The organism is Beijerinckia indica subsp. indica ATCC 9039 (assembly GCF_000019845.1).
In the GTDB taxonomy this organism is placed as follows: domain Bacteria; phylum Pseudomonadota; class Alphaproteobacteria; order Rhizobiales; family Beijerinckiaceae; genus Beijerinckia; species Beijerinckia indica.
In genome coordinates, this window is the sequence record NC_010581.1 from 1,350,397 (window position 1) to 1,371,941 (window position 21,545).

The 21,545-nt window shown below is 56.1% G+C and carries 16 protein-coding genes; 6 read left to right on the top strand and 10 right to left on the bottom strand.

Annotated features, from left to right (window positions below; genetic code table 11):
• Positions 1 to 178: 178 nt before the first annotated feature.
• A complete protein-coding gene (locus BIND_RS05925; RefSeq protein WP_148210570.1) occupies positions 179 to 1,210 on the top strand; it encodes a YncE family protein in 1,032 nt (343 codons plus the stop codon).
• Between the two features lie 62 nt (positions 1,211 to 1,272).
• On the opposite strand, the gene BIND_RS05930 is transcribed toward BIND_RS05925, so the two are convergent.
• The 4 genes from BIND_RS05930 to BIND_RS21890 form a co-directional block, all read right to left on the bottom strand.
• Positions 1,273 to 4,389 carry a multidrug efflux RND transporter permease subunit gene (locus BIND_RS05930; RefSeq protein ID WP_012384167.1) on the bottom strand — a complete coding sequence of 1,039 codons (3,117 nt, stop codon included), beginning with the start codon at positions 4,387 to 4,389 and terminating at the stop codon, positions 1,273 to 1,275.
• Positions 4,390 to 4,442: 53 nt separating this feature from the next.
• On the bottom strand, positions 4,443 to 5,612 hold the full coding sequence (locus tag BIND_RS05935; protein ID WP_012384168.1) for an efflux RND transporter periplasmic adaptor subunit: 1,170 nt from the start codon (positions 5,610 to 5,612) through the stop codon (positions 4,443 to 4,445).
• A gap of 300 nt (positions 5,613 to 5,912) precedes the next feature.
• Positions 5,913 to 6,599, bottom strand: a complete 687-nt coding sequence (locus tag BIND_RS05940) for a fumarylacetoacetate hydrolase family protein (protein WP_012384169.1) — start codon at positions 6,597 to 6,599, stop codon at positions 5,913 to 5,915.
• Between the two features lie 114 nt (positions 6,600 to 6,713).
• The gene (locus BIND_RS21890) at positions 6,714 to 6,962 is read right to left on the bottom strand and encodes an exodeoxyribonuclease VII small subunit (RefSeq protein WP_041778513.1); all 249 of its coding nucleotides are present in this window, start codon (positions 6,960 to 6,962) and stop codon (positions 6,714 to 6,716) included.
• 159 nt (positions 6,963 to 7,121) lie between these two features.
• Here BIND_RS21890 and BIND_RS05950 point away from each other — a divergent pair, with 159 nt between their 5' ends.
• Positions 7,122 to 8,477, top strand: coding sequence for an LLM class flavin-dependent oxidoreductase (locus tag BIND_RS05950; protein WP_012384171.1), 1,356 nt, complete (start codon positions 7,122 to 7,124; stop codon positions 8,475 to 8,477).
• Positions 8,478 to 8,509: 32 nt separating this feature from the next.
• Here the strand turns inward: BIND_RS05950 and BIND_RS05955 are convergent, their stop codons facing one another.
• Both BIND_RS05955 and BIND_RS05960 read right to left on the bottom strand, forming a co-directional pair.
• A complete protein-coding gene (locus BIND_RS05955) occupies positions 8,510 to 9,019 on the bottom strand; it encodes a tyrosine phosphatase family protein (RefSeq protein WP_085938745.1) in 510 nt (169 codons plus the stop codon).
• Between the two features lie 265 nt (positions 9,020 to 9,284).
• The gene (locus tag BIND_RS05960) at positions 9,285 to 9,956 is read right to left on the bottom strand and encodes a phosphohydrolase (protein ID WP_012384173.1); all 672 of its coding nucleotides are present in this window, start codon (positions 9,954 to 9,956) and stop codon (positions 9,285 to 9,287) included.
• A gap of 493 nt (positions 9,957 to 10,449) precedes the next feature.
• Between BIND_RS05960 and BIND_RS05965 the strand changes: the two genes are divergently transcribed.
• Positions 10,450 to 12,174 (top strand): ATP-binding protein, encoded by a 1,725-nt coding sequence (locus BIND_RS05965; protein WP_012384174.1) that lies wholly within the window; start codon positions 10,450 to 10,452, stop codon positions 12,172 to 12,174.
• A gap of 85 nt (positions 12,175 to 12,259) precedes the next feature.
• Here BIND_RS05965 and BIND_RS05970 read toward each other — a convergent pair whose 3' ends face one another.
• Together BIND_RS05970 and BIND_RS05975 are read right to left on the bottom strand one after the other, a co-directional pair.
• A complete protein-coding gene (locus BIND_RS05970; RefSeq protein ID WP_012384175.1) occupies positions 12,260 to 12,883 on the bottom strand; it encodes a DNA-3-methyladenine glycosylase I in 624 nt (207 codons plus the stop codon).
• Positions 12,884 to 12,919: 36 nt separating this feature from the next.
• Positions 12,920 to 14,119 carry an MFS transporter gene (locus tag BIND_RS05975; RefSeq protein ID WP_012384176.1) on the bottom strand — a complete coding sequence of 400 codons (1,200 nt, stop codon included), beginning with the start codon at positions 14,117 to 14,119 and terminating at the stop codon, positions 12,920 to 12,922.
• A gap of 156 nt (positions 14,120 to 14,275) precedes the next feature.
• Between BIND_RS05975 and BIND_RS05980 the strand changes: the two genes are divergently transcribed.
• On the top strand, positions 14,276 to 15,790 hold the full coding sequence (locus tag BIND_RS05980) for a cyclic nucleotide-binding domain-containing protein (RefSeq protein WP_041778516.1): 1,515 nt from the start codon (positions 14,276 to 14,278) through the stop codon (positions 15,788 to 15,790).
• Positions 15,791 to 15,811: 21 nt separating this feature from the next.
• On the opposite strand, the gene ccmB is transcribed toward BIND_RS05980, so the two are convergent.
• Together ccmB and ccmA are read right to left on the bottom strand one after the other, a co-directional pair.
• Positions 15,812 to 16,477 carry a heme exporter protein CcmB gene (gene ccmB, locus BIND_RS05985; protein WP_012384178.1) on the bottom strand — a complete coding sequence of 222 codons (666 nt, stop codon included), beginning with the start codon at positions 16,475 to 16,477 and terminating at the stop codon, positions 15,812 to 15,814.
• Between the two features lie 20 nt (positions 16,478 to 16,497).
• On the bottom strand, positions 16,498 to 17,115 hold the full coding sequence (gene ccmA, locus BIND_RS05990) for a heme ABC exporter ATP-binding protein CcmA (protein ID WP_012384179.1): 618 nt from the start codon (positions 17,113 to 17,115) through the stop codon (positions 16,498 to 16,500).
• 238 nt (positions 17,116 to 17,353) lie between these two features.
• Here ccmA and acnA point away from each other — a divergent pair, with 238 nt between their 5' ends.
• Together acnA and leuB are read left to right on the top strand one after the other, a co-directional pair.
• The gene (gene acnA / locus BIND_RS05995; RefSeq protein WP_012384180.1) at positions 17,354 to 20,083 is read left to right on the top strand and encodes an aconitate hydratase AcnA; all 2,730 of its coding nucleotides are present in this window, start codon (positions 17,354 to 17,356) and stop codon (positions 20,081 to 20,083) included.
• 143 nt (positions 20,084 to 20,226) lie between these two features.
• Complete coding sequence (leuB, locus tag BIND_RS06000; RefSeq protein WP_012384181.1) at positions 20,227 to 21,336, top strand: 3-isopropylmalate dehydrogenase; 1,110 nt, start codon at positions 20,227 to 20,229, stop codon at positions 21,334 to 21,336.
• Positions 21,337 to 21,545: the final 209 nt, after the last annotated feature.

The following is a 21,545-nucleotide window of genomic DNA, read 5'->3' on the forward strand; positions in this document are numbered from 1 at the left end:
AGTCACGGTTTTGTGATGTCTAGTAAAGGGCGTGTATTCATATAAACGTCATCCTATTTTCATGGCGATGTCATTATGGATCTCTATTTGCGCGTTGGCGTGTTTGGGTTGACTCGTTTCGATTGAGTCCGCGATCCCAAGAATGCATGCAAATTATCCCCAAAATGGAATGATCTCTGTGAACAGAATTTTCTTTCAGGCTATCGCGGCGATGTCGCTTGTCGCTGCTGCCCAAGCCGCTACCTTGTCGTCCGACTCTCCGGTCAGCTTTGTTCGCAGCACCTCCCTGCCGGCAGTCAGCGGTGGTTTCGATCATTTCGCGGTTGATCAGAAGAACGACCGGCTTTTTGTGGCTGCCGAAAAAAATAAGTCGATTGAAATGTTCGAGCTTGCCTCCGGCAAACATCTTGCTTCGATCGGTGGCTTCAGCAATCCGCGTACAATCGCTATGGTGCCCGAACTCAATCAGATCCTGGTCGCCGATAATGACTCGGCGGATGTAAAGGTTCTGGATGTCGCGACGCAGAAGATCATCCAGAGCATTCCCGTGCGTCCGGGTCCGGATGCCGCCTTCTATGACAAGAAGGAAAAGCTGTTCTACGTCGGCAGCGGCGGCAAGAAAGAGAAGAGCGAGAATTCATCCCTGAATGTCATTTCTGCGGATGACCATAAAGAAGTTGCTCGCATCGAGATTCCGAGCACCAATATTGAATCAATGGCCATGGATCGCGCGGAAGGCAAATTGTTCCTCAACTTGCGCGACAAGCAGGCGATCGGGGTCGTCGATCTCAAGACCCGCAAATTTGTGGAAACCTGGCAAATTCCGGGTTTGAACCTGAATACGCCGATGGCTTTTGATAGCAAGAACCATCGTCTCTTCGTGGTTGGTCGCAAACCCGGCAAACTCTTTGTCATCGACAGCACGAATGGCAAGCTTGTCTCCACGGTGGATGTCGTCGATACGGGTGACGACATGACCTATGACAAAGCTAATAACCGGATCTATGTCACTGGCGCCGAAGGTTTGAGCGTGTTGCGTCGCGACGATAATGATCATTTCACGGAAATCGAGCGGAAAGACACTAAGGGCGGTAAGGTTTCCGTCTATGTATCTAAGCTGCATCAATTCTACATCATGCATCCGAAGTCGGATGCGGATGATGCGGCGCTCGACATTTATAATGTCGAGGATGTCGCCAGCTCGAAATAAGAATTCTTGATTTGAGCGGCAGGAATTTCTTCCGGGAAAGCGAAGCGCTTCCCGGAAGTTTTTTATGAATGAAGAGCTTCTGTGGTTGGATGGGATCGTGCCGGGGAGCGACGGCTGATCCAACTTCTCAGACGATCGAGATAAAGATAGATGACAGGTGTCGTGTAAAGTGTGAGCGCCTGACTGACGAGCAGGCCGCCAACCATGGCATAGCCGAGCGGCTGCCGGATTTCCGAGCCCGTGCCTGTTCCGATCATGAGTGGAATGCCGCCGAGAACCGCCGCCATTGTCGTCATCATGATCGGTCTAAAGCGAAGCAGGCAGGCTTCACGGATCGCCTCCAATGGGGGGAGACCTTGGTTGCGCTCTGCCTCGATGGCGAAATCGACCATCATGATGCCGTTCTTCTTGACGATGCCGATCAAGAGGATGATGCCGATCAAGGCGATTAGGCTGAAATCATAGCCGAACAGGATCAAGGTCAAGAGCGCGCCGAGCCCCGCGGATGGCAGGGTCGATAAAATCGTCAGCGGATGAATGTAGCTTTCATAAAGCACGCCGAGGATGATGTAGATCACGATGATCGCCGCCGTGACCAGATAAGGTTCGCTGGCAAGCGAGGCTTGGAAAGCTTGTGCATTGCCCTGGAAATTGCCGGTCAGGGATGCCGGAGCACCCAATTGCATTTCGGCATCGTGGATCGCTGCCGTTGCCTGCCCGAGAGCGACACCGGGGGCGAGATTGAAGGAGAGGGTTACGGCTGGAAACTGGCTCTGATGGTTGATCGAAAGCAGCGCCGTCTTCTGCGTCGTCCATTTGACGAGTGTGTTCAAGGGGACAGGCTGGCCGGTGAGCGGCGAGTTGATATAAATTTCGTCAAGGGCGCCCGGCCTGTTCTGCAATTCGGGCAGGACTTCCATGACGACGTGATACGTATTGACCTGGGTGAAATATTGCGTCACCTGGCGCTGTCCAAACGCGTCATAAAGCGTATCATCGATCAATTGCGGCTGAATACCGAAGCGGGAGGCCTGATCACGATCGATCGTCAGGCTCAATGTGCCACCGCCTGTCTGCTGATCGCTCGCGATATCGCGCAATTCCGGCAATGTTTTCAGCTTGGCGAAAATCTTTGGCGCCCATTGATTGAGCTCCGCCAGATCCGCGTCTTGCAGCGTATATTGATATTGCGTGCGTGCCACGCGAGCGCCCACATTGAGATCTTGCGCGACCTGCATGAAGAGGGCCGCACCTTCGACCTTGGCCAGTTGCGGACGCAGTCTCTGGATGATCTGATCGGCGGAAATAGTGCGCTCGCTCTGCGGTTTCAACGTGATGAAGAAACGACCATTATTTTGCGTCTGGCTTCCATTGGCTCCGGCCGACATGCTGACGCTGGCGACGGCAGGATCCTTCATTACAATCTCCGCGAGCCTGCTCTCGCGCCGGATCATTTCGGCGAAGGACACATCCTGTGATGTTTCCGATGTGGCGATAATAATGCCGGTGTCCTGCTGCGGGAAAAAGCCTTTTGGAATGATGATGAAAAGGTAGAATGTGGCCACGAGCGTCGCGAGGAAAATCGCAAAGGTGATCCGGTGGTGCCGCAAAGCAATATCAAGAGTTTTTCGATAGCCGGCCAGCATGAGATCGAAGATGCGCTCGGACGCCATATAGAGGCGGCCATGCCGGACACCATGCTCGCTGCGAAGAAAACGCGAACACATCATTGGAGTGAGAGTCAGGGACACCAAAGCCGAGACGAAGATCGTCATCGTTACAGTAATCGCGAATTCGCGGAAAAGGCGGCCCACGATACCGCCCATCAACAGAAGCGGAATGAACACGGCGACCAGGGACAGGCTGATCGAAATAATCGTGAAGCCGATTTCCGCCGATCCTTTGATTGCGGCTTGCATCGGCGTCATCCCATCTTCGATATGTCGGTGAATATTTTCCAGCATGACGATGGCGTCATCGACGACGAAACCGACGGCGATGGTGAGACCCATGAGCGAGAGATTATCGAGACTATAGCCCATGACATACATGAGCGCGAAAGTGCCGACTAGCGCCAGGGGTACGGCCACGCCGGGGATAATTGTCGACCAGAAATTGCGGAGAAAGACGAAAATCACCGCCACCACGAGGCCGATGGTGAGCACTAAAGTGAACTGGACATCATCGACCGAAGCCCGGATTGTCTGTGTGCGATCGCTGAGAATGGCGACTTTGATGGTCGGTGGAATGGCCGCCTGGAGCCGAGGCAGGGCGGCCTTGATGGAATCGACGGTATCGATGACATTGGTGCCGGGCTGTTTCATAATTGGCAGCAGGATGGCCGGCTTGCCATTGGCCCAGGCCGCCATTTTGGTGTTTTCCGACGCATCGATGGCGCGGCCGATGTCGCGGATACGGACCGGAGCGCCATTGCGATAGGCGATGATAAAATCATTCCAGGGTTCGGCCTTCAGCTCCTGGTCGTTGGCATAGATCGTATAAGTGCGGGTTGCGCCGTCGATGCTGCCTTTTGGACTATTCGCCGTGGCATTGAGGATCGAGAGGCGAAGGTCCTCGAGCGACAGGCCGAGTGCCGCGACTTTGGCCGGGTCTACTTGAATGCGCACGGCCGGTTTTTGCTGGCCGCTGATCTCGACCATGGAAACGCCTGGAAACCGGCTGATATTCTGAGCCAGAATATTTTCGGCATAGTCATCGACAACAGTCAGCGGCATCGCGTCGGAAGTCACGGCGAGCACGATGATGGGAGCATCCGCCGGATCGACCTTTTTATAGGTTGGAGGCGTCGGAAGCTGTTTCGGCAATTGACCGCTAGCGGCGTTGATGGCCGTCTGAATGTCCTGCGCCGCGCCATCGATGTTGCGTGAAAGATCAAATTGAACACTGATCGTACTATAGCCGAGCGTGCTGCTCGAGGTCATTTGCGTCACGCCGGGAATCTGCCCGAACTGCCGTTCGAGAGGCTGTGTGACGGAGGAGGCCATCGTTTCAGGGCTGGCCCCGGGGAATTGGGTTGTGACTTGAATCGTCGGGAAATCGACCATCGGCAGCGAGGCGACGGGCAAGAGCGGATAAGCAGCGGCGCCGATCAACAGGATGCCCAGCATGAGCAATGAGGTCGCGATCGGCCGAAGGATGAAGGTCTGCGAGATGCTCATTGTCTCTCTCGTGCCGTCATAAGGGTGAAGCCAGGGGCTTTGCTATGCGCTTTTCAGCGCGATGCCTGAGTGGTTCGAGCTTCGACGCGAACCCCAGGAGCCAGGCGATATTGGCCAGCCGTGACCACTGGTTCGCCGAGGTGCAAACCGGCATTGACGATGGCAACACCATTGGCGATCTGGCCGATATCAAGGGGACGTATTTCGACGGTCTGATCCGGCTTGACGGCGTAAACATAATAGCCTTCAGGCCCGCGTTGCAGCGCGGTAGAGGGGATGATGATCGCCTCTGGTTGCGTCCGCGCGAGCAGACGGATGGACACGAATTCACCCGGCCAAAGGATACCATCCTGGTTCAGAAAAATACCCTTGAGACGGAGCGTGCCTGTCGTCTGATCGATCAGATTGTCGAGCACGGCCAGCTTGCCATCCGCCAAGGCCTGTTTGCCGTCGCGGCTCATCGCATGGATCGTGACGGGACCGGATTTCATCGCTGTCTTGAGGGTATCGAGTTGATTTTCCGGCAAAGTGAAAATGACGGAAATGGGATGGATCTGCGTGACGACGACCAGGCCCGTTGTATCGGATGCATGGACGATATTGCCTTGATCGACGAGCCTTATGCCGATCTCGCCATCGATTGGTGAGGTAATCGATGTATAGCCGAGCTGTGTTTGGGCATTTTCGATCAGCGCCTGGTCGCCCCGGATCTGTGCCTCTAACTGGGCGACCTGTGCTTTCTGGGTGTCGAGTTGCTGACGGCTCGCACCCATGTCGTTTTTGGTGAGATTGATATAGCGCTGCAAATCGAGGCGAGCATTGGCGAGCAGCGCTTCGTCCTGAACCTTTTTGGCCATGGCTTGATCGAGTGCCGCCCGATAGGGGCGGGGATCGATTTGCGCCAGGAGATCACCCGCCTTGACATCCTGTCCCTCCGTGAAGGCGACCTTTTGCAATTGACCATCAACCCGCGTCTTGATCGTCACGGTGTTGAAGGCTTGCACATGGCCGATGCCGGTCAAATAGACCGGCACATCGCGCTGTTCGGCAAGAGTGGTCTGGACCGGCACGGCCGGGGTGAGGGAGTCCCCTTTCGCGGCGATTTGTGAGCTCTCGGAGGCCCGCATGTGCCAGAGGGAATAGCCGCCGGCCGCGACAATGAGCGCAACAAAGCTGGGAAGAAGATAAGAGCGGCGGGGCCGCGTGGAGGGCTGTGCTTGCACGCGAAAAATCCCTATGACGACGATCGATGTGACGTCACATTAGGGCTGCCGGCAACCTAAACAAGATAATTTTTCTTAAGACTTGCTCGGTCGAAGGGACGATGATGTCTCGTATTATTTATGTCAAAAAAGACGAAGCTGAGATCAATTGGTCGGCTTGACAGAATGATCGGTTGAACGCTCCATTTTGCAAAGGAACGAAGTATGATGACAATAACATAACACTGCCTGCCGATCGTCTGGATCGGCAGGCAGTGTGTGTGTGTGCAGTCTTGTTTATGCTTTGTCGAAAAGAATACTTTAGCCGATTTCGATGATCAGGGGTTCGAGGCCGGAAATCGTTGCTTCGATCTTGTCACCCTTGACCACGGGGCCGACGCCAGCCGGCGTGCCGGTGAAGATCAGATCGCCCGGCAGGATTTCGACCTGTTTCGACAGATAATGGACGATATGGGGCACGTCCCAGATCATTTCGGAGACATCGCTGTTTTGGCGTAGCTCGCCATTGACCTTGAGCTGAATTTTGCCCTTGGTGATGATCCCCGTATACATTTCCGGGCTGATCGAGGAACAGGGCGCGGAAAAGTCGAAAGCCTTGCTCATTTCCCACGGACGGCCCTTGGCCTTGGCCTCACGCTGCACGTCGCGCTTGGTCATGTCGAGTCCGACCGCATAGCCGAAGATCATGTCATTGACCTTCTCGGGCGGAATATCCTTGCCGCCCATGTTCAGGGCGACGACGAGTTCGACCTCGTGATGCAATTCATTGGTGCCCGGCGGATAGGGCATGGTTTCGCCGTTCTGTAATATGGCGCCCGGCGGCTTCATGAAGAAGAACGGCTCCTCGGTCTCGGGATTGCTCCCCATTTCCTTGGCGTGATCACGATAATTCTGGCCGACGCAGAAAATGCGGCGGACCGGAAACGGCCTTGTCGACATGGACAGAAGCGAGACGATCTCTGCTTCGGCGAAGGCATAATCACCCATCGGATTGGACCTCGATTGACTAAAGTGGCCAAGGCGGGATGGCCGGTTCATGGCAAAGCAAGCGCCTTGCCAGGGGGAGGAAATTGGGAGCCCGGCAGTCCTTGCGGCCGAGGGTCATTCGACGTCGAGAGGCTCGGTCCCGCTCGGGCGTCCGTCAGCGCCGAAGGTGATCTTTTCGATCCTTTGCTCGGCGTTTTTCAGCAAGGCCTCGCAATGTTTCTTCAAGGCTTCACCGCGTTCATAGATGCGGATCGATTCCTCGAGCGGCACGGCGCCCTTTTCCAGTTCATCGACAATCTTTTCGAGCTCCGCCATGGCGCGCTCGAAGGGCAGGGCGGCAATATCTTCATTGGTGTCGGGCAAGGCATGTTCCCTGAACAAGCAGCAATCGAGATGGGCGTTGCGCCGCTGTTCTCGAAACTCAAGGTATTCATTTAAAAGACTCGATTGTGCCATGCAAGGCAGGCCGGCAAGTTCGCTCCAGCATCATCGTTTGGTCATCAATCGGAGAAGGAGACGGGCATGGGAGTGCAGTCGGGAGCGCGATCGGGCAAGCAATTGAAGCTGGGGTTCATTCTTCATGGCGCCGGCCGCACCTGGAGCGATTGGCGGCATAAGGAGGCCGAGCCTAATGCCAGTACCAATTTCGCCTTCTACAAACGGCAGGCGCAACTTGCGGAAGCGGGGAAATTCGATTTCCTGTTCGTTGCCGACAGCGTTTACATTACCGAGAAATCGAGCCCGCATTATCTCAACCGCTTCGAGCCTTTGACCATTCTTTCGGCGCTCGCCGGCGCGACTGAACATATTGGTCTCGTCGGGACTTTGACCGTTAGCTATAGCGAGCCGTTCAATGTTGCTCGCCAATTCGCCTCGCTCGACCAGATCAGTGGCGGCCGGGCGGGATGGAACGTCGTCACGTCCTGGCTCGAAGGCAGCGCGGCCAATTACAGCAAAAGCGCACATTTGGCGCATGATCGGCGCTATCAACTCGCGAAAGAATATCTCGATGTCGTCCAAGGGCTTTGGGACTCCTGGGAAGACGACGCCTTGATCCACGATAAGGAAAGCGGCGTCTTTTTCGATCCGGAAAAATTGCACCGGCTCGATCATCAAGGCGAATTTTTTCAGGTGCGGGGGCCGCTCAATATCGCCCGTTCGGCACAGGGCCAGCCGGTGATCTTCCAAGCAGGGTCCTCGGAGGATGGACGGAATTTCGCGGCCCAAAAGGCCGAGGCGATCTTCGTCCATCATGAGACGATCGAAGAGGCGCGTCTCTATTACCGCGATGTCAAGGCGCGCGCCGAAGGATTCGGACGCGATCCCTCCAAGCTTCTGATTTTGCCAAGTGTTGCACCCATTATCGGGTCAACGGAGGCCGAGGCGGAAGCCAGATATCAGGAAATCGCCGGGCTGGTGTCGATCGAAAACGCTCTTTCGATGCTGGGGCGTCCATTCAATGATCATGATTTCTCGGTCTATGATCTCGACGCGCCGTTCCCGGAAGTTGGCGCTGATGCGCTCAACAGCACGCAGAGCGCGGTCTTGAAGATCATCGCAGCGGCGCGGGAAGAAAATCTAACGCTCCGCCAGGTTGCCCTGCGCTTTGCGACGCCGCGTGGAGATTTCGTCGGCACGCCGGAACAAGTGGCGGATAAATTCCAGCTTTGGCTCGAAACCGGGGCGAGCGACGGTTTCGTCATGTTCGCCTCCTTGCACAGGGATCTCGAACTGTTCGTGGAGACAGTCGTGCCGATCCTGCAGGCCCGTGGTCTCTACCGCCAGGATTATGATGGCACGACCCTGCGCGAGAATTTGGGACTCGATGTACCGGTCAATCGCTATACGGCGCAAAGATCGGCGCGCAGCGCGGCTTGAGCATCAGACCAAAGAGCGACGCTTGAGGCCCGTCAAAAATCGAGTTTGAAGGGCACGCCTTCGAGACATTCCTTGCCGCGGCCGATCGTTTCGATCGCGGCAATCATGCGACCCTGGCGGTCGAGCACCCGATCAGCCAGACCGACGAGCTTGGCATTGGGAGTCGCCGTCGGAGAATTGCGGCGTAGATCCTCGGCGATCTCGCTTTCCCGTTTTCCAGGATTCAAGGCGCAGGCCGTGATGAAGGCAGCGGCGGTCGAGCGGCTGACGCCAGCCCAGCAGTGAATGAGCAAGGGCGCCGCGCGATCCCACTTCTGCACGAAGGCCAAAAGTGCGCCGACATGTTCTTCGCTCGGGAGAATATGGCCTTCCATCTCGACCGTAATATCGGACATGGAGACAAGGAGATGGCGCTCAGGTGAAATTTCCTGTGGCCGCCGCACGGGCGTGCCCTGATTGATGAGCGTGATCAAGCTGCGTGCGCCGGTCTTGCGCACGGTTTCCGGAAGCCTGGAAAGCGAACAGACATGGATGCTCGACACGGCTTTCTCGGCCCTTCTCTTCATGCAGTCCGGCCGCAGTCTTGCGCCGGGAAATCCTTCTCAATAGGAAGCTTTCATCGATATCATGCAACGTCGTGGCCGGGAACTTTTTTCCGTCCGCGCCGGACTCGATAAGCAGGCCAAGCCCGTGCTCAAGAATGGTTTTCGACATTAATACCAAAGGTCGTGCAGAACGACCTTTGGTTCCTTTCTTGAATTTTCGCTTTTTCAAAGCGAGAGCGAAAATTCAAGAGCAGTCCAACGGTCATCGATCATGACCCGTGGTATGAAGTCGTTCGGGCACGCGGCGTTTTCGAGTCCCGGCTTGCGCACTCAAGCGTTTAAGTTCCGCCAAAAAGCGTTCGGCAGCCACATTCGGCGGCCACGGTTCCCAGGCCGTGCCGCCATAAATCCCTTGCAAAGGGTCCTCTTGCAGCGGGGCAAAGGGAATATGCAGGGTGGAACGGACTTCGCGCGGGCTCCAACCGACGACATGCACCGCTTCCGAAGCTGCTGCGATTCTATCCGCTCGCTTATGCGCGGCCAAAGCGCGAGGCGTCCACTCGCTCAGACCATAACGCAGGAAGACGGCGGTCTTGAGCCGCTCGGTCAAGATTGCATAGCCTTGTCCGAGGAAGGGCTTGATGACGGAAATACAATCGAAACCGAGAAGCCCTTCATCCGCGTCATGCAGGAGCTCGCGCAGATCGGCGCGGGGCCGATTGGCCTTGGGAAAGCGCAGCCGCCGGAGAGCTACGACCATCAGGGAGTGTTGGGCGACGGACAAGGGCAAGGGCCATGCCGAATGCCCGCCCCAGCGATAGGTCCGCGCGAGACCGAGGGCGAGGTCCTCGTCCTGCCAATCGAAGGGCGTTGGATTGAGAAGGTCGAGCCGCATGCCGGAAGGCAGGCGCACCCAGGCGCGGGACGTGGTCATGCGCGGGAGCCAATCTCACAAGGTTTGGGCATGACGCCCCTCGATATACATCGCGGATGCGATGTGGCTGAACGAAGAATGACTTGAATTGTAGGAGCTGGGCAACCGGGCGAGAACGCCACACACATGATTTTCGTTACCTGAGAATGTCGTTTCCTGTGTGGACGTTCAATTCTGAAGCTATATTTTTAATTGATCAGCTTTCATGCGTTCTGCCGCTTCTCGCGCCACGCCCGCCACGGATGGCCCCTTCATTCCACCGTCATGAAGACAATGCCCTTGCAAAACCAGGCAATTGGCCTTTGCGGTCATGCGGCAGAAGCACAAGCTTTGCGAGGCATATATATTGCTTGACTGGTCTGATTGCCATTGCCCAGCCGGTTCTCGCCTTCGCCTCCACACGCGTGGGATGGCTTTGGCGCAGCCGAAAGGAACCAAGAGGCGCTGTTTGCGGCCCTTGGTATGAGCTCATGCGGATCGGAGAGCGAAGAGGATGAACCTTCACATCGAGCGGCCTCACATCGAGCTGATGATCGCCGAATTCCCAAATCTCACGCCGTTGAAGGATCAATTGCGTTTCGGCAATCGTGTGGAAGTGCCTGCCCACCAATTAACGCTGAGCGAACTTGATTTCCTCCGCAATATTTATGAGCAAGCGGGGCCGGATTATCGCACGAGGGCTATGCATCTGCTCACGCTGCACAAGGCCTTGTCGGGCGGCGGCGAGCGTTTCAAGCCGGAAGATCTCGAAAATGTCGTCCCGGCAATCGCCCGTTATCTCGCCACGGACGGCATTCGCGGCTGGCTGTTCACCTCGCATGTTGCCAATCGGCCGCTACCCTATGTCGTGACCCGCCTCGATTACACACCGCCGGCCGAAGATTCCGCCGGCAAGATCTTTCTGGAACTGAAAGCTAATGTCAAAGGCTCGGTGACAACCCAGGTTCTGCGTATCGCCGCGACTGATATTGGCGGCAAGACGGTTGGTGAAATTTTCGCCAGCAAGGGTTTCTTGAAAGAAACAGCAGAATTGATCGAGGACTATGACCGCACGGTCGAAAAATATTTCGACTGGCGCGCGCAATATGGCGCGCAATTTTCTGCGCGTGGCACCGGCTTTTATGCGGAAGATCCGAATTCCACCCATAGGGATACGGACTGGACGCGCAAAGATGTCATCGTCCTTTCATCGAGCGGCGGCGACGCCCGCCTTGTCAATGATGAAGGCATGTTGACGAGCCGCACCCTGACCATGGATGCGACCGGTGATATACTTGGCCAATATCTGAAAAAGGCCGCCAAGAGCGATAAATATAACGCCGAGGACGAGGTCGAGGAATCGCAAAAGGAGATCCCGAAAGGGCTCTTCACGCAATTGCCGATCCATGCCTATATTCTGATGTTCCATCTCGAACTGCACCATTACATCTGGGTGCATGTCGATGATATGAATCCGTATGAATATCAGCCGGAGTTGAAGGACAAACTGGTCCTGCCGCAGGAGCAGACCGACCTCATCGATATTCTGACGGCCGAGATGGACGTCCTGATGGATGATATCGTCGCCGGTAAATCGGGCGGCACGACCGTGCTTTGCGCGGGTCCGGCGGGTGTCGGTAAGACGCTGACAGCGGAAGTCTATTCGGAAATCATCCGGCGCCCCCTCTATCGCGTTCATTCCGGTCAGCTCGGCCTCAATGTGGCGCAGATGGAACAGGCCCTGAAGGATGTCTTGACCCGCGCGCAGCGCTGGGGCGCGGTCATGCTGATCGATGAGGCCGATGTCTATATCAAGAAACGCGATGACAATATTGCCACCAATGCGGTCGTCGGCGTGTTCCTGCGTGTGCTCGAATATTTCAATGGCCTTTTGTTCATGACGACCAATCGCGTCGACGATATCGATGAAGCGATCGTGTCGCGTTGCATCGCCATGATCAAATTCCATCCGCCGAGCGCGGAGGCCCGTCGGCGCATCTGGGGCGTGATGACGGAGCAATTCAATCTGCCTGTTGAGGAGAAGCTCAAGGACGAACTCGTCCATATGTTCCCCAGTGCGACAGGCCGCGATATCAAGGGCCTTACCAAGCTCACCGCGAAATTCTGCAGCCATAAAAGCGTGCTGCCGACGTCGGACGTGTTCATCCGCTGCTCGGTGTTCCGTGGCCTTGATCTCGCGCCGGAATATTCCGAACCGCTCGCCGAAGCGGCTGAATAAGGATTTATTATCTTAGCCGAAAACCGTGGAGCCAATTCTGATCAATCTGATCGGAATTGGCTCTCCCTTTGAAATTAAGTGCTTTCTATCGAACGGCTAATTTTGTTTGGTCGGAAAGTGCCGCGCATTCGGCGTGACGCCAGCAGGTGACGAGATGGTCGTTGACCATGCCCGTCGCCTGGCAAAAGGCATAGACGATCGTCGGGCCGCAGAAGCTGAAGCCCTTTTGCTTGAGATCCTTGGCGAGCCTGGTTGAAAGTGGTGTCTGGGCTGGGATCTCGGCCGGCACCCGGTAATGGTTCTGGATCGGTCTACCGTCGAAGAAATTCCAGAGATAGCGCGAAAAGCTGCCCTTTTCCTGGATATCAAGCCAGGCCTTGGCGGAGCGCACTGTGCCCTCGATCTTCGCGCGGTTGCGTATGATCCCTTGATCTTGCATCAGACTTTCGATTTTTGCCGCGTCGTAACGGACGATCCGGGCTGGATCAAAGCCATCGAATGCAGCGCGGAAGGCTTCACGCCGGCGCAGGATCGTGATCCAGGAAAGGCCTGCCTGGAATCCATCAAGAATGAGTTTTTCAAAAAGAGCGCGGTCGTCATATTCCGGCACGCCCCATTCTTCGTCGTGATAAGCGAGATAAAGCGGATCGCTTCCCGGCCAATGACAGCGCGGTTTCGTATCCGGTGGAGCCTTGGGGGCGAGTGCCATCGTCTGTGTTTCCGGTCATGGGTTTTTTGACAAAAATTACCTGTGGGCAGCGCTTTTGCCAGGGATCAATAGAGCAAGGGCGAGGGAGCCGATGGCCGCGAAGAAGGCGCCATAAAAGAAGACGGCTTGATGGCCGACGCGATCCCAGAGAACGCCGGCCATGAGACTGGCGAAAAGTTGCAGAAGACCGATCGTGGCGCTGTACCAACCGATCGCGCTGGCATGCAGGTGCGGCGGCGCGAAATCCGAGGCGAAAGCTTTCCCGACAGACCGAAAGATCCCTTGATAGAGCCCATAAAAGATAAAGAGCAGGCCAAGCCCTGCTGTGTTCCGTGTCAAGGCGAAGCCGAGATAGGTGATTGTAAAAATCAGAAAGCAGAGGAGGAGAACAGTTTTGCGGCCCCAGAGGTCGGAGAAATATCCGGCTGGATAGGAAATCAGGGCCGCAACGAGATTGAAACCCGCATAAATCAGAATGGTGGTTTCGAGCGACGCACCGGCATCCTGAGTTTGCAGGATCAAGAAGGCATTGCTGGAATTGCCGAGGCCAAATAATGCCGTGACCAAAAGATAGATCCAATAAGCTCTGGGAAATTGCCGTGGATCGACATCGATCCTGGCTTTAGCCTCAATCTGTGCGGCGGAGGGCGGCTCACGCACCAATAAAATCATGACGAAGGCGAGGAGACCGGGAGCGAGCGCAAGCGCGAAAATCGAGCGGAGATCGAAGGCGAGGGCCGTCAGCAATAGGACTGTGAGCAGAGGCCCGAGAAAAGCGCCAAGATTATCGCCCATGCCTTCGAGGCCAAAGGCCTTTCCACGATGGTCGTCTCCGACGGAAGAGGCAATGAGCGCATCGCGCGGGGCGGAGCGCAGTCCCGCGCCAACACGATCGAAAACACGCGCGACAAGAACCGCAGGCCAGGCCGAGGCCGCACCGATGAGGGGTTTGGAGATCGCGGCGAGAAAATAACCAGCCAGCGCGATGGTTTTGCGTTGCTGCAATCGATCCGACAACCAGCCGGAAAAGCCTTGAATGATATTTTGCGTGGCTTGCGCTATGCCGTCGATCAGGCCGATGATGCTGCCGCTGGCAAGGAGCGTCTGTGTCAGAAAAACCGGTAGAATGGGATAGAGCATTTCCGTCGCAATATCGGCGAACAAGCTGGCCAGCGCGAGTAGGACCGTATTGCGGGTGAGCCATGGCGTGGACGTGCCGGATACGACTTGACTCATTGCTGCTATGCTTTCCTGCAATGGTTTCGCACATCAGGATGGCTTGACATGCCATTGAATCGACCAGGATATTTCACGTATCTAATATAAATTTTATAAGAATCCGGCGATGAAATGATCCATCGATGTGTATCGCGACAGATTTGATAAAATATGATGACTGATTATCCGTCTCTCTTGGCAGTTCTCACCGATCCGATCATCCAGACAGGGTCGCTGGCCGTGTTTGGCGCCCTGATTACGCAAGGAATCTTGCGTAATCATCCCTCAATGCGCCTCATTGGGCAAATTACCTTGTTCGTGGCGCTGACGACTTTGCTGATCTACCACGGCATTGTCCCCTATGAACCTGGACCGCCACAGGCTTCCCTTCTTCAGAGCATTTTCTTCGGGTTGGCGAAAGTGGTCTGGTGGATCAACGTCGCTCTATCGCTGATCAGTTTTGTCCGCGTGTTTCTGATTTTTGAAAAGCAGCCGCGTGAAATTCGGCTGCTCCAGGACATTGTTGTAGGATTGATTTACGTCGGCGTGGCTCTTTCCATCGTCACGAATGTGTTCGGTTTTCCTGTTGGAACCCTCATCGCCACATCGGGTGTGGTCGCGATCATTCTCGGTCTCGCGCTGCAGAACACGCTGAGCGATCTTTTCTCGGGCGTCGCTCTCAATCTCGGCCAGCCCTATGGCATTGGCGACTGGATCGTCGTGAGCGACGTCATCGAAGGCCGTGTCGTCGAAACCAATTGGCGTGCGACTCATCTTCTCAATGGTGCCAATGATCTCGTTATTTTGCCAAACAGCAATCTGGCGAAAGCCAATCTGATCAATATGAGCAGTCCGGATCGGAGCCATGGCGTAAAATTCAGCGTGCGGCTGGCGCCGACAAGGCCGGCTTTTATCATTGAGGTCATGCGTGATGTCTTGTTGAGCAGCACGAAAATTCTGCGCACCCCCGCGCCGACCCTTCTCATCAAATCATTGGATGCCCAGGCGATCGAGATCGAATTCTCTTTCCGCGTGATGGATCTCGGCGGGGTCGGCGCCGCCAAGAATGAGCTTTTTGATCTGATCTATCGCCATGCCAAGGCCGCCGGTTTGAGCTTGGCGCCGTATGACGGATCTGAGCCTTCATCGGCGACATCAACAACCGGGGACATGAAGCAGCCCGGAAATTATTACGGACCCTCACGTCTTCTCGCTGCCTTGCCTCTCTTCGCCTCGTTGACTGAGGAGGAAAGGGAGGCGCTTGCTGAGACCGTATCAAGCCGTACCTATCACAAGGATGAAATTGTGGTTGAACAAGGCGTCGTCCAAAATTCTCTCGTGATCGTTCGCCGCGGTGCACTTGTCGTCAATCGTATGGAAGAGGATCGTAAGATTGAACTCGGGCGGCTCGCGCCTGGCGATTGTTTTGGCGAGGCAAGCCTGCTCGCCGGAACCGGATCGCCGGGAACAGTGCAGGCTTTGACCTTTGTGATGGTCTATGAAATCGCGAAAGAGGCTCTCATGCCCCTGATGCAGGATCGGCCGGCCATTGCCGAGGAACTGGGTCTGATCCTGTCGCGGCGGGTGCAGAATGAGCAGCATCTTTTCGGAGGGACAAAAGATGCCGTGGGGATCGCATCGGCTTCGGGATTGGTCGCCCGCATTCGGCAGATATTTCAACTCTCCTGAAGAATTGTATCTGGCTTTGCCCTAATCAAGAAGCTGTCGCAGAGCTGCCGCTGCAGCGATGGGCGCGCCGACCAGCGCGATGAGTGTCAGGGCGCACAGGATCAGAAAAGGGGTTTTGAAGCCGACCATCGCATCATTCGCGGCCGATGACACACCAAAGATCAAGACCGGAATGCAAAGCGGGAGAATGAGAATCGAAAGCAGGAGACCGCCGCGCCGCAGGCTGACGGTCAGGGCCGCGCCGATCGCACCGATCAAGGTCAAAGCCGGCGTGCCGACGAGCAGCGAAAGAATGAGTGGCGGCACTTGTGGGCCAGGTAGAGCCAGCATTAATCCGAAAAGGGGCGCGGCGACGACGAGCGGCAGGCCGCACAAAAGCCAATGGGCGGCGCATTTCACGAGCACGATCAATTCGAGCGGCGTGCGGCTGGTGCGCAGAAGGTCGAGCGAGCCATCTTCATGATCGGCCTGAAACAAGCGGTCGAGCCCGAGCAGACTTGAAAGCAGCGAGGCGATCCAGAGAATGGCGGGCGCGATGCGGGCAAGAAGCGCGAGGTCCGGACCGATCGCGAAGGGAATCAAGACGACGAGACTGAGGAAGAAAATGACTCCGAAACTTGCGCCGCCGCCTATCCTCCGTCCGACAGCAAGCTCGCGGCGCAACAACGCCATAAGAGGAGTCAGCATTTGTAAAGATGACTCTGATGTCATGCGGCAACGCCATCGGTGGCTGTGAGTGATAGGGTGCGGCCAGGCAAATCGAGAGGCGCGTGAGTCGCCGCGATGATTGAGCCACCCTTCTCTATATGCTTGCGCATGAGCGTGAACAAAACATCCTGCGAGGCTTGATCGAGCGCTGTCGTCGGCTCGTCGAGAAGCCAAAGAGGACGGGCCGCGACAAGAAGCCGCGCGAGGGAAAGGCGCCGTCTTTGTCCTGCTGAAAGATAGGCTGAAGGAAGATCGCCCAGATGTTCAATGCCGAGTTCGCCGAGCGCCGCGCGCGGGGAGAGCGGGGGTGCATCCGTCCTCAGCATGGCGGCCCAGAAGGTGAGATTTTCAATTGGAGTCAGCGTGCCTTTGAAAGCGTCGGCATGGCCGATGTAATGCAGTCGCTCGGCCAGTTCTTCCTCTGTTTGCGGGCTCGCGATCAGACGTCCGCGGGTCATCGGAACAAGCCCCGCGAGCGTGCGTAAAAGGGTCGATTTACCAGCGCCGTTTTGTCCCGTCACGATGAGGCTCTCACCGGATTCGAGTGTAAAGGAAAGATCGTGTAGGACGACGCGGCCGCCGCGTTCGACGCAAAGATCACGAGCCTCGAGGCGCATGTTTGTCAGTCCACATTATTTCAATAGTCATGAGAAATGATTGTTGGAGCTCTTGAATTTTCGCTCGTTTTTGAAAAAACGAAATTTCAAGAAAGGAACCAAAAATCGCTCTTCGCGCTCATTGATATTAGCCAAAGGGAAGAGCAGTGTGTGGATATCATCCTATGGCTCTTCATCTAAAATATAATTATAAGCCCTGAAATCCTCCCTCCTCGACCAGTGTTCCGGGATATTGCCGATGGCCTCGCTCGATAGTTTCAAAAGCCGTAAAAAACTCACCGTCGGGTCAAAGACCTATCATTATTTTTCGTTGAAGACGGCGGAGAAGAATGGTCTCGACGGCATTTCGCAATTGCCATTCTCCATGAAAGTTCTTTTGGAGAATCTTCTACGCTACGAGGATGGCCGCACCGTCACCAAGGAAGACATTCAGTCCGTCGCTGAATGGCTGGTCAACAAAGGCAAGACCGAACGCGAAATCGCCTTCCGCCCGACTCGTGTGCTGATGCAGGATTTCACCGGCGTTCCCGCCGTCGTCGATCTTGCCGCTTTGCGCGACGCCATGACCACGCTCGGCGGCAATCCGCAAAAGATCAATCCGCTCGTGCCCGTCGATCTGGTCATCGACCATTCGGTCATCGTCGATGCCTTTGGTAGCGCCAAGGCTTTCAAGACCAATGTCGATCTTGAATATAGCCGCAATGGCGAACGTTATCGCTTCCTGAAATGGGGTCAGGAAGCCTTCGATAATTTCCGCGTCGTGCCACCGGGCACCGGTATTTGCCACCAGGTTAATCTCGAATATCTCGCCCAGACCGTCTGGACGAAGAAAGAGAAAGTGGCCAAGGGGAAGGGCAAGACCGAGACGATCGAAGTCGCTTATCCCGATTCGTTGGTCGGCACCGATTCTCACACGACGATGGTCAACGGCCTTTCGGTGCTCGGCTGGGGTGTTGGTGGCATCGAGGCTGAGGCCTGCATGCTCGGCCAGCCTCTGTCCATGCTGCTGCCGGAAGTCATCGGCTTCAAACTGACCGGCATGCTGCCACTCGGCGTGACCGCCACCGATCTCGTGCTGACCGTGACGCAGATGCTGCGCAAGAAGGGCGTGGTTGGCAAATTCGTCGAATTCTTCGGCGCCGGCCTGCATCATCTGGCGCTCGCCGACCGTGCGACCATCGCCAATATGGCGCCGGAATATGGCGCGACCTGCGGTTTCTTCCCCACCGATGAGGAAACCATCAATTATCTGACGACCTCGGCGCGCAAGACGGATCGCATCGCTCTCGTCGAGGCCTATGCCAAGGCGCAGGGCATGTTCCATACGCGCCAGACGCCCGATCCGATCTTTACCGAAACGCTCGAACTTGATCTTGCGACCGTGGTTCCCTCCATGGCCGGTCCGAAGCGTCCGGAAGGCCGCATCGATCTGGAAACGGTCGGCGCCGGTTTCAAGACGGCTCTGGAAAAGGAATATAAGAAGACCGAGAAGCCTGATGAACGCTTCCCCGTCGAGGAGAAGAATTTCGACCTTGGTCATGGTGATGTCGTCATTGCGGCGATCACCTCCTGCACCAATACGTCGAATCCGCATGTGCTCATCGGCGCTGGCCTGCTTGCCCGTAACGCGATCGAGAAGGGCTTGAGCGTCAAGCCTTGGGTGAAAACGTCGCTGGCGCCCGGCAGTCAGGTCGTCGCGGAATATCTTGCCGCCTCGGGCCTGCAGAAATATCTCGACAAGCTCGGCTTCAATCTGGTCGGTTTCGGCTGCACGACCTGCATCGGCAATTCCGGCCCGCTGCCGGCGGAAATCTCGAAGACGATCAATGATCACGGTATCGTCGCCGCCGCCGTTCTGTCCGGCAACCGCAATTTCGAAGGCCGTGTCAGCCCCGATGTGCAGGCCAATTATCTCGCTTCGCCGCCCCTCGTTGTCGCGCATGCGCTTGCCGGTACGGTTGAGAAGGATCTCGATGTCGAGCCGTTGAGCCATGACAAGAAAGGCAATCCCGTCTTCCTGCGCGATATCTGGCCGGATGATGACGAGATCGACGCCTACATCGACAAATTTGTGACCAAGAAAGTCTTCAAGGCCAAATATGCCGATGTGTTCAATGGCGATAAGAACTGGCAGCGCGTCAAGGCGCCGGCCGGCGAGACCTATCGCTGGGACATTGGCTCGACCTATGTCCAGAACCCGCCCTATTTCGTCGGCATCAAGAAAGAGCCGGAGCCGGTCAAGCCGATCGAAAATGCGCGTATCCTGGCTTTGTTCGGCGACAAAATCACGACCGACCACATTTCCCCGGCGGGCTCGATCAAGCTGACCTCACCGGCCGGCAAATATCTGCAGGAGCACCAGGTCTCCCAAGCGGACTTCAACCAATATGGCACACGGCGCGGCAATCATGAGATCATGATGCGCGGCACCTTCGCCAATATCCGCATCAAGAACTACATCCTCCAGAAGGAAGATGGCAGCGTGCCGGAAGGTGGCCAGACCAAGCACTGGCCGGATGGTGAGGAACTGTCGATCTACGACGCCGCGATGAAATATCAGGCGGAGAATGTGCCGCTCGTCATCTTCGCGGGTGCCGAATATGGCAACGGCTCCTCGCGCGACTGGGCGGCCAAGGGCACCAAGCTGCTTGGTGTGCGCGCCGTCATCGCCGAATCCTTCGAGCGTATTCACCGCTCGAACCTCGTCGGCATGGGTGTCCTGCCTTTGACCTTCGAGGACGGTTTGAGCTGGGGTAAGCTCGAGCTCAAGGGCAATGAGGAAATTACCATTCCGGGACTTGGCGCCGAGTTGAAGCCCCGTCAGAAAATGGAAGCGCAGATCAAATATGCCGACGGCTCGACCAAGACCGTCCCCTTGCTCTGCCGTATCGCCACGCTCGACGAGCTCGAATATTTCAACAACGGCGGTATTCTTCCTTACGTGCTGCGGCAATTGGCTGCCGCCTGATCTCTTGTATCGCCGGCCGAATGTCTTCTTGGCCGGTCATTAGAAAATAGGTTTAAAGGAGCGGCCACCTTGACCGAGGTGACCGCTCCTGCCTTTTTGCAGACCTGACATTCCAACGGATAGGCCCTCAGGGAAATAACAGCATGGCATATAAGCTTTTCGTTCTGCCGGGTGATGGAATCGGCCCAGAGGTCATGGCCGAGGTCGAAAAGATCGCGAGCTTTTTCACGCAAGAGGGCAGTGCGGCCTTCGAGATCGAGAAAGGACTCGTCGGTGGCTCCGCCTATGACGCCCATGGCGTGGCGATCAGCGATGCCGACATGGCTCGCGCCGATGCGGCTGACGCTGTTCTGTTAGCCGCGGTGGGAGGCCCCAAATGGGATGCGGTGCCTTATGAGGTCCGCCCCGAAGCTGGTCTCTTGCGTCTGCGCAAGGATCTGAAGCTTTTCGCTAATCTGCGCCCAGCCGTGTGCTATCCAGCGCTCGCCGACGCGTCATCCTTGAAGCGCGAGCTCGTCGATGGGCTCGACCTGATGATCGTGCGTGAATTGACGGGTGGTGTCTATTTCGGTGAGCCGAAGCAGATCATCGATCTCGGCAATGGCCAGCAACGCGCGATCGATACGCAGGTCTATGAGACCTATGAGATCGAGCGGATCGGCCGCATCGCTTTCGAGCTTGCCCGCAAACGGCGTAAGAAAGTGACCTCGTCCGAAAAGCGCAATGTCATGAGAACCGGTGTGCTCTGGCATCAGATCATCAACCGTCTGCATGATCAGGAATTTCCCGATGTCACGCTCGAACATCAGCTCGCTGATGCACTCGGCATGCAGCTCGTGCGGGCGCCGAAGCAATTCGATGTCATTGTGACGGATAATCTGTTTGGCGACATGTTGTCCGATGTCGCGGCCATGTTGACGGGGTCGCTCGGCATGCTGCCTTCGGCCTCGCTTGGCGAGGTTGATAGCCAGACCGGCAAGCGCAAGGCTCTTTATGAACCTGTGCATGGTTCGGCGCCCGATATTGCGGGCAAGGGAATTGCCAATCCAATCGCCATGATCGCCTCCTTCGGCATGGCCTTGCGTTATTCCTTCGATCTTGGCGCTCTGGCGGACAGAATTGACAATGCGATCGCCGCGACACTCGCCAAGGGTCTGCGTACCGCCGATATCAAGGGAAGCAGCACGGAGCCTACGGTTTCGACGACGCAAATGGGCGATGCCATTCTGAAGGAATTGCAGGGCGCCGCGTAAGCGAAACATCCGTTTGTATCAATGCGGATGCATGAGAACAGCGGGTTCCAAAAGGACCCGCTGATACACTCACGATCACATCAGAAGTGACACCGAGCGGGAGTGTTTGTGACTCCGATAGTTAAAAAATTTTTTATAACTGATTGCGGTTTCATAAAATTGTGAAGAAACTTTAATTGATTTTATCAGTCGTTCATTGCCTTGTTCCT

Bases quoted from the DNA above. Each gene is read 5' to 3' on its own strand.
- BIND_RS05950 (WP_012384171.1), top strand. From the start codon at position 7,122: ATGGGAGTGCAGTCGGGAGCGCGATCGGGCAAGCAATTGAAGCTGGGG.
- BIND_RS05970 (WP_012384175.1), bottom strand. From the start codon at position 12,883: ATGGCACTCGCCCCCAAGGCTCCACCGGATACGAAACCGCGCTGTCAT.
- BIND_RS05965 (WP_012384174.1), top strand. From the start codon at position 10,450: ATGAACCTTCACATCGAGCGGCCTCACATCGAGCTGATGATCGCCGAA.
- BIND_RS05960 (WP_012384173.1), bottom strand. From the start codon at position 9,956: ATGACCACGTCCCGCGCCTGGGTGCGCCTGCCTTCCGGCATGCGGCTC.
- ccmB (WP_012384178.1), bottom strand. From the start codon at position 16,477: ATGCTGACTCCTCTTATGGCGTTGTTGCGCCGCGAGCTTGCTGTCGGA.
- BIND_RS05975 (WP_012384176.1), bottom strand. From the start codon at position 14,119: ATGAGTCAAGTCGTATCCGGCACGTCCACGCCATGGCTCACCCGCAAT.
- leuB (WP_012384181.1), top strand. From the start codon at position 20,227: ATGGCATATAAGCTTTTCGTTCTGCCGGGTGATGGAATCGGCCCAGAG.
- ccmA (WP_012384179.1), bottom strand. From the start codon at position 17,115: ATGCGCCTCGAGGCTCGTGATCTTTGCGTCGAACGCGGCGGCCGCGTC.
- BIND_RS05980 (WP_041778516.1), top strand. From the start codon at position 14,276: ATGACTGATTATCCGTCTCTCTTGGCAGTTCTCACCGATCCGATCATC.
- acnA (WP_012384180.1), top strand. From the start codon at position 17,354: ATGGCCTCGCTCGATAGTTTCAAAAGCCGTAAAAAACTCACCGTCGGG.
- BIND_RS05930 (WP_012384167.1), bottom strand. From the start codon at position 4,389: ATGAGCATCTCGCAGACCTTCATCCTTCGGCCGATCGCGACCTCATTG.
- BIND_RS05940 (WP_012384169.1), bottom strand. From the start codon at position 6,599: ATGGGTGATTATGCCTTCGCCGAAGCAGAGATCGTCTCGCTTCTGTCC.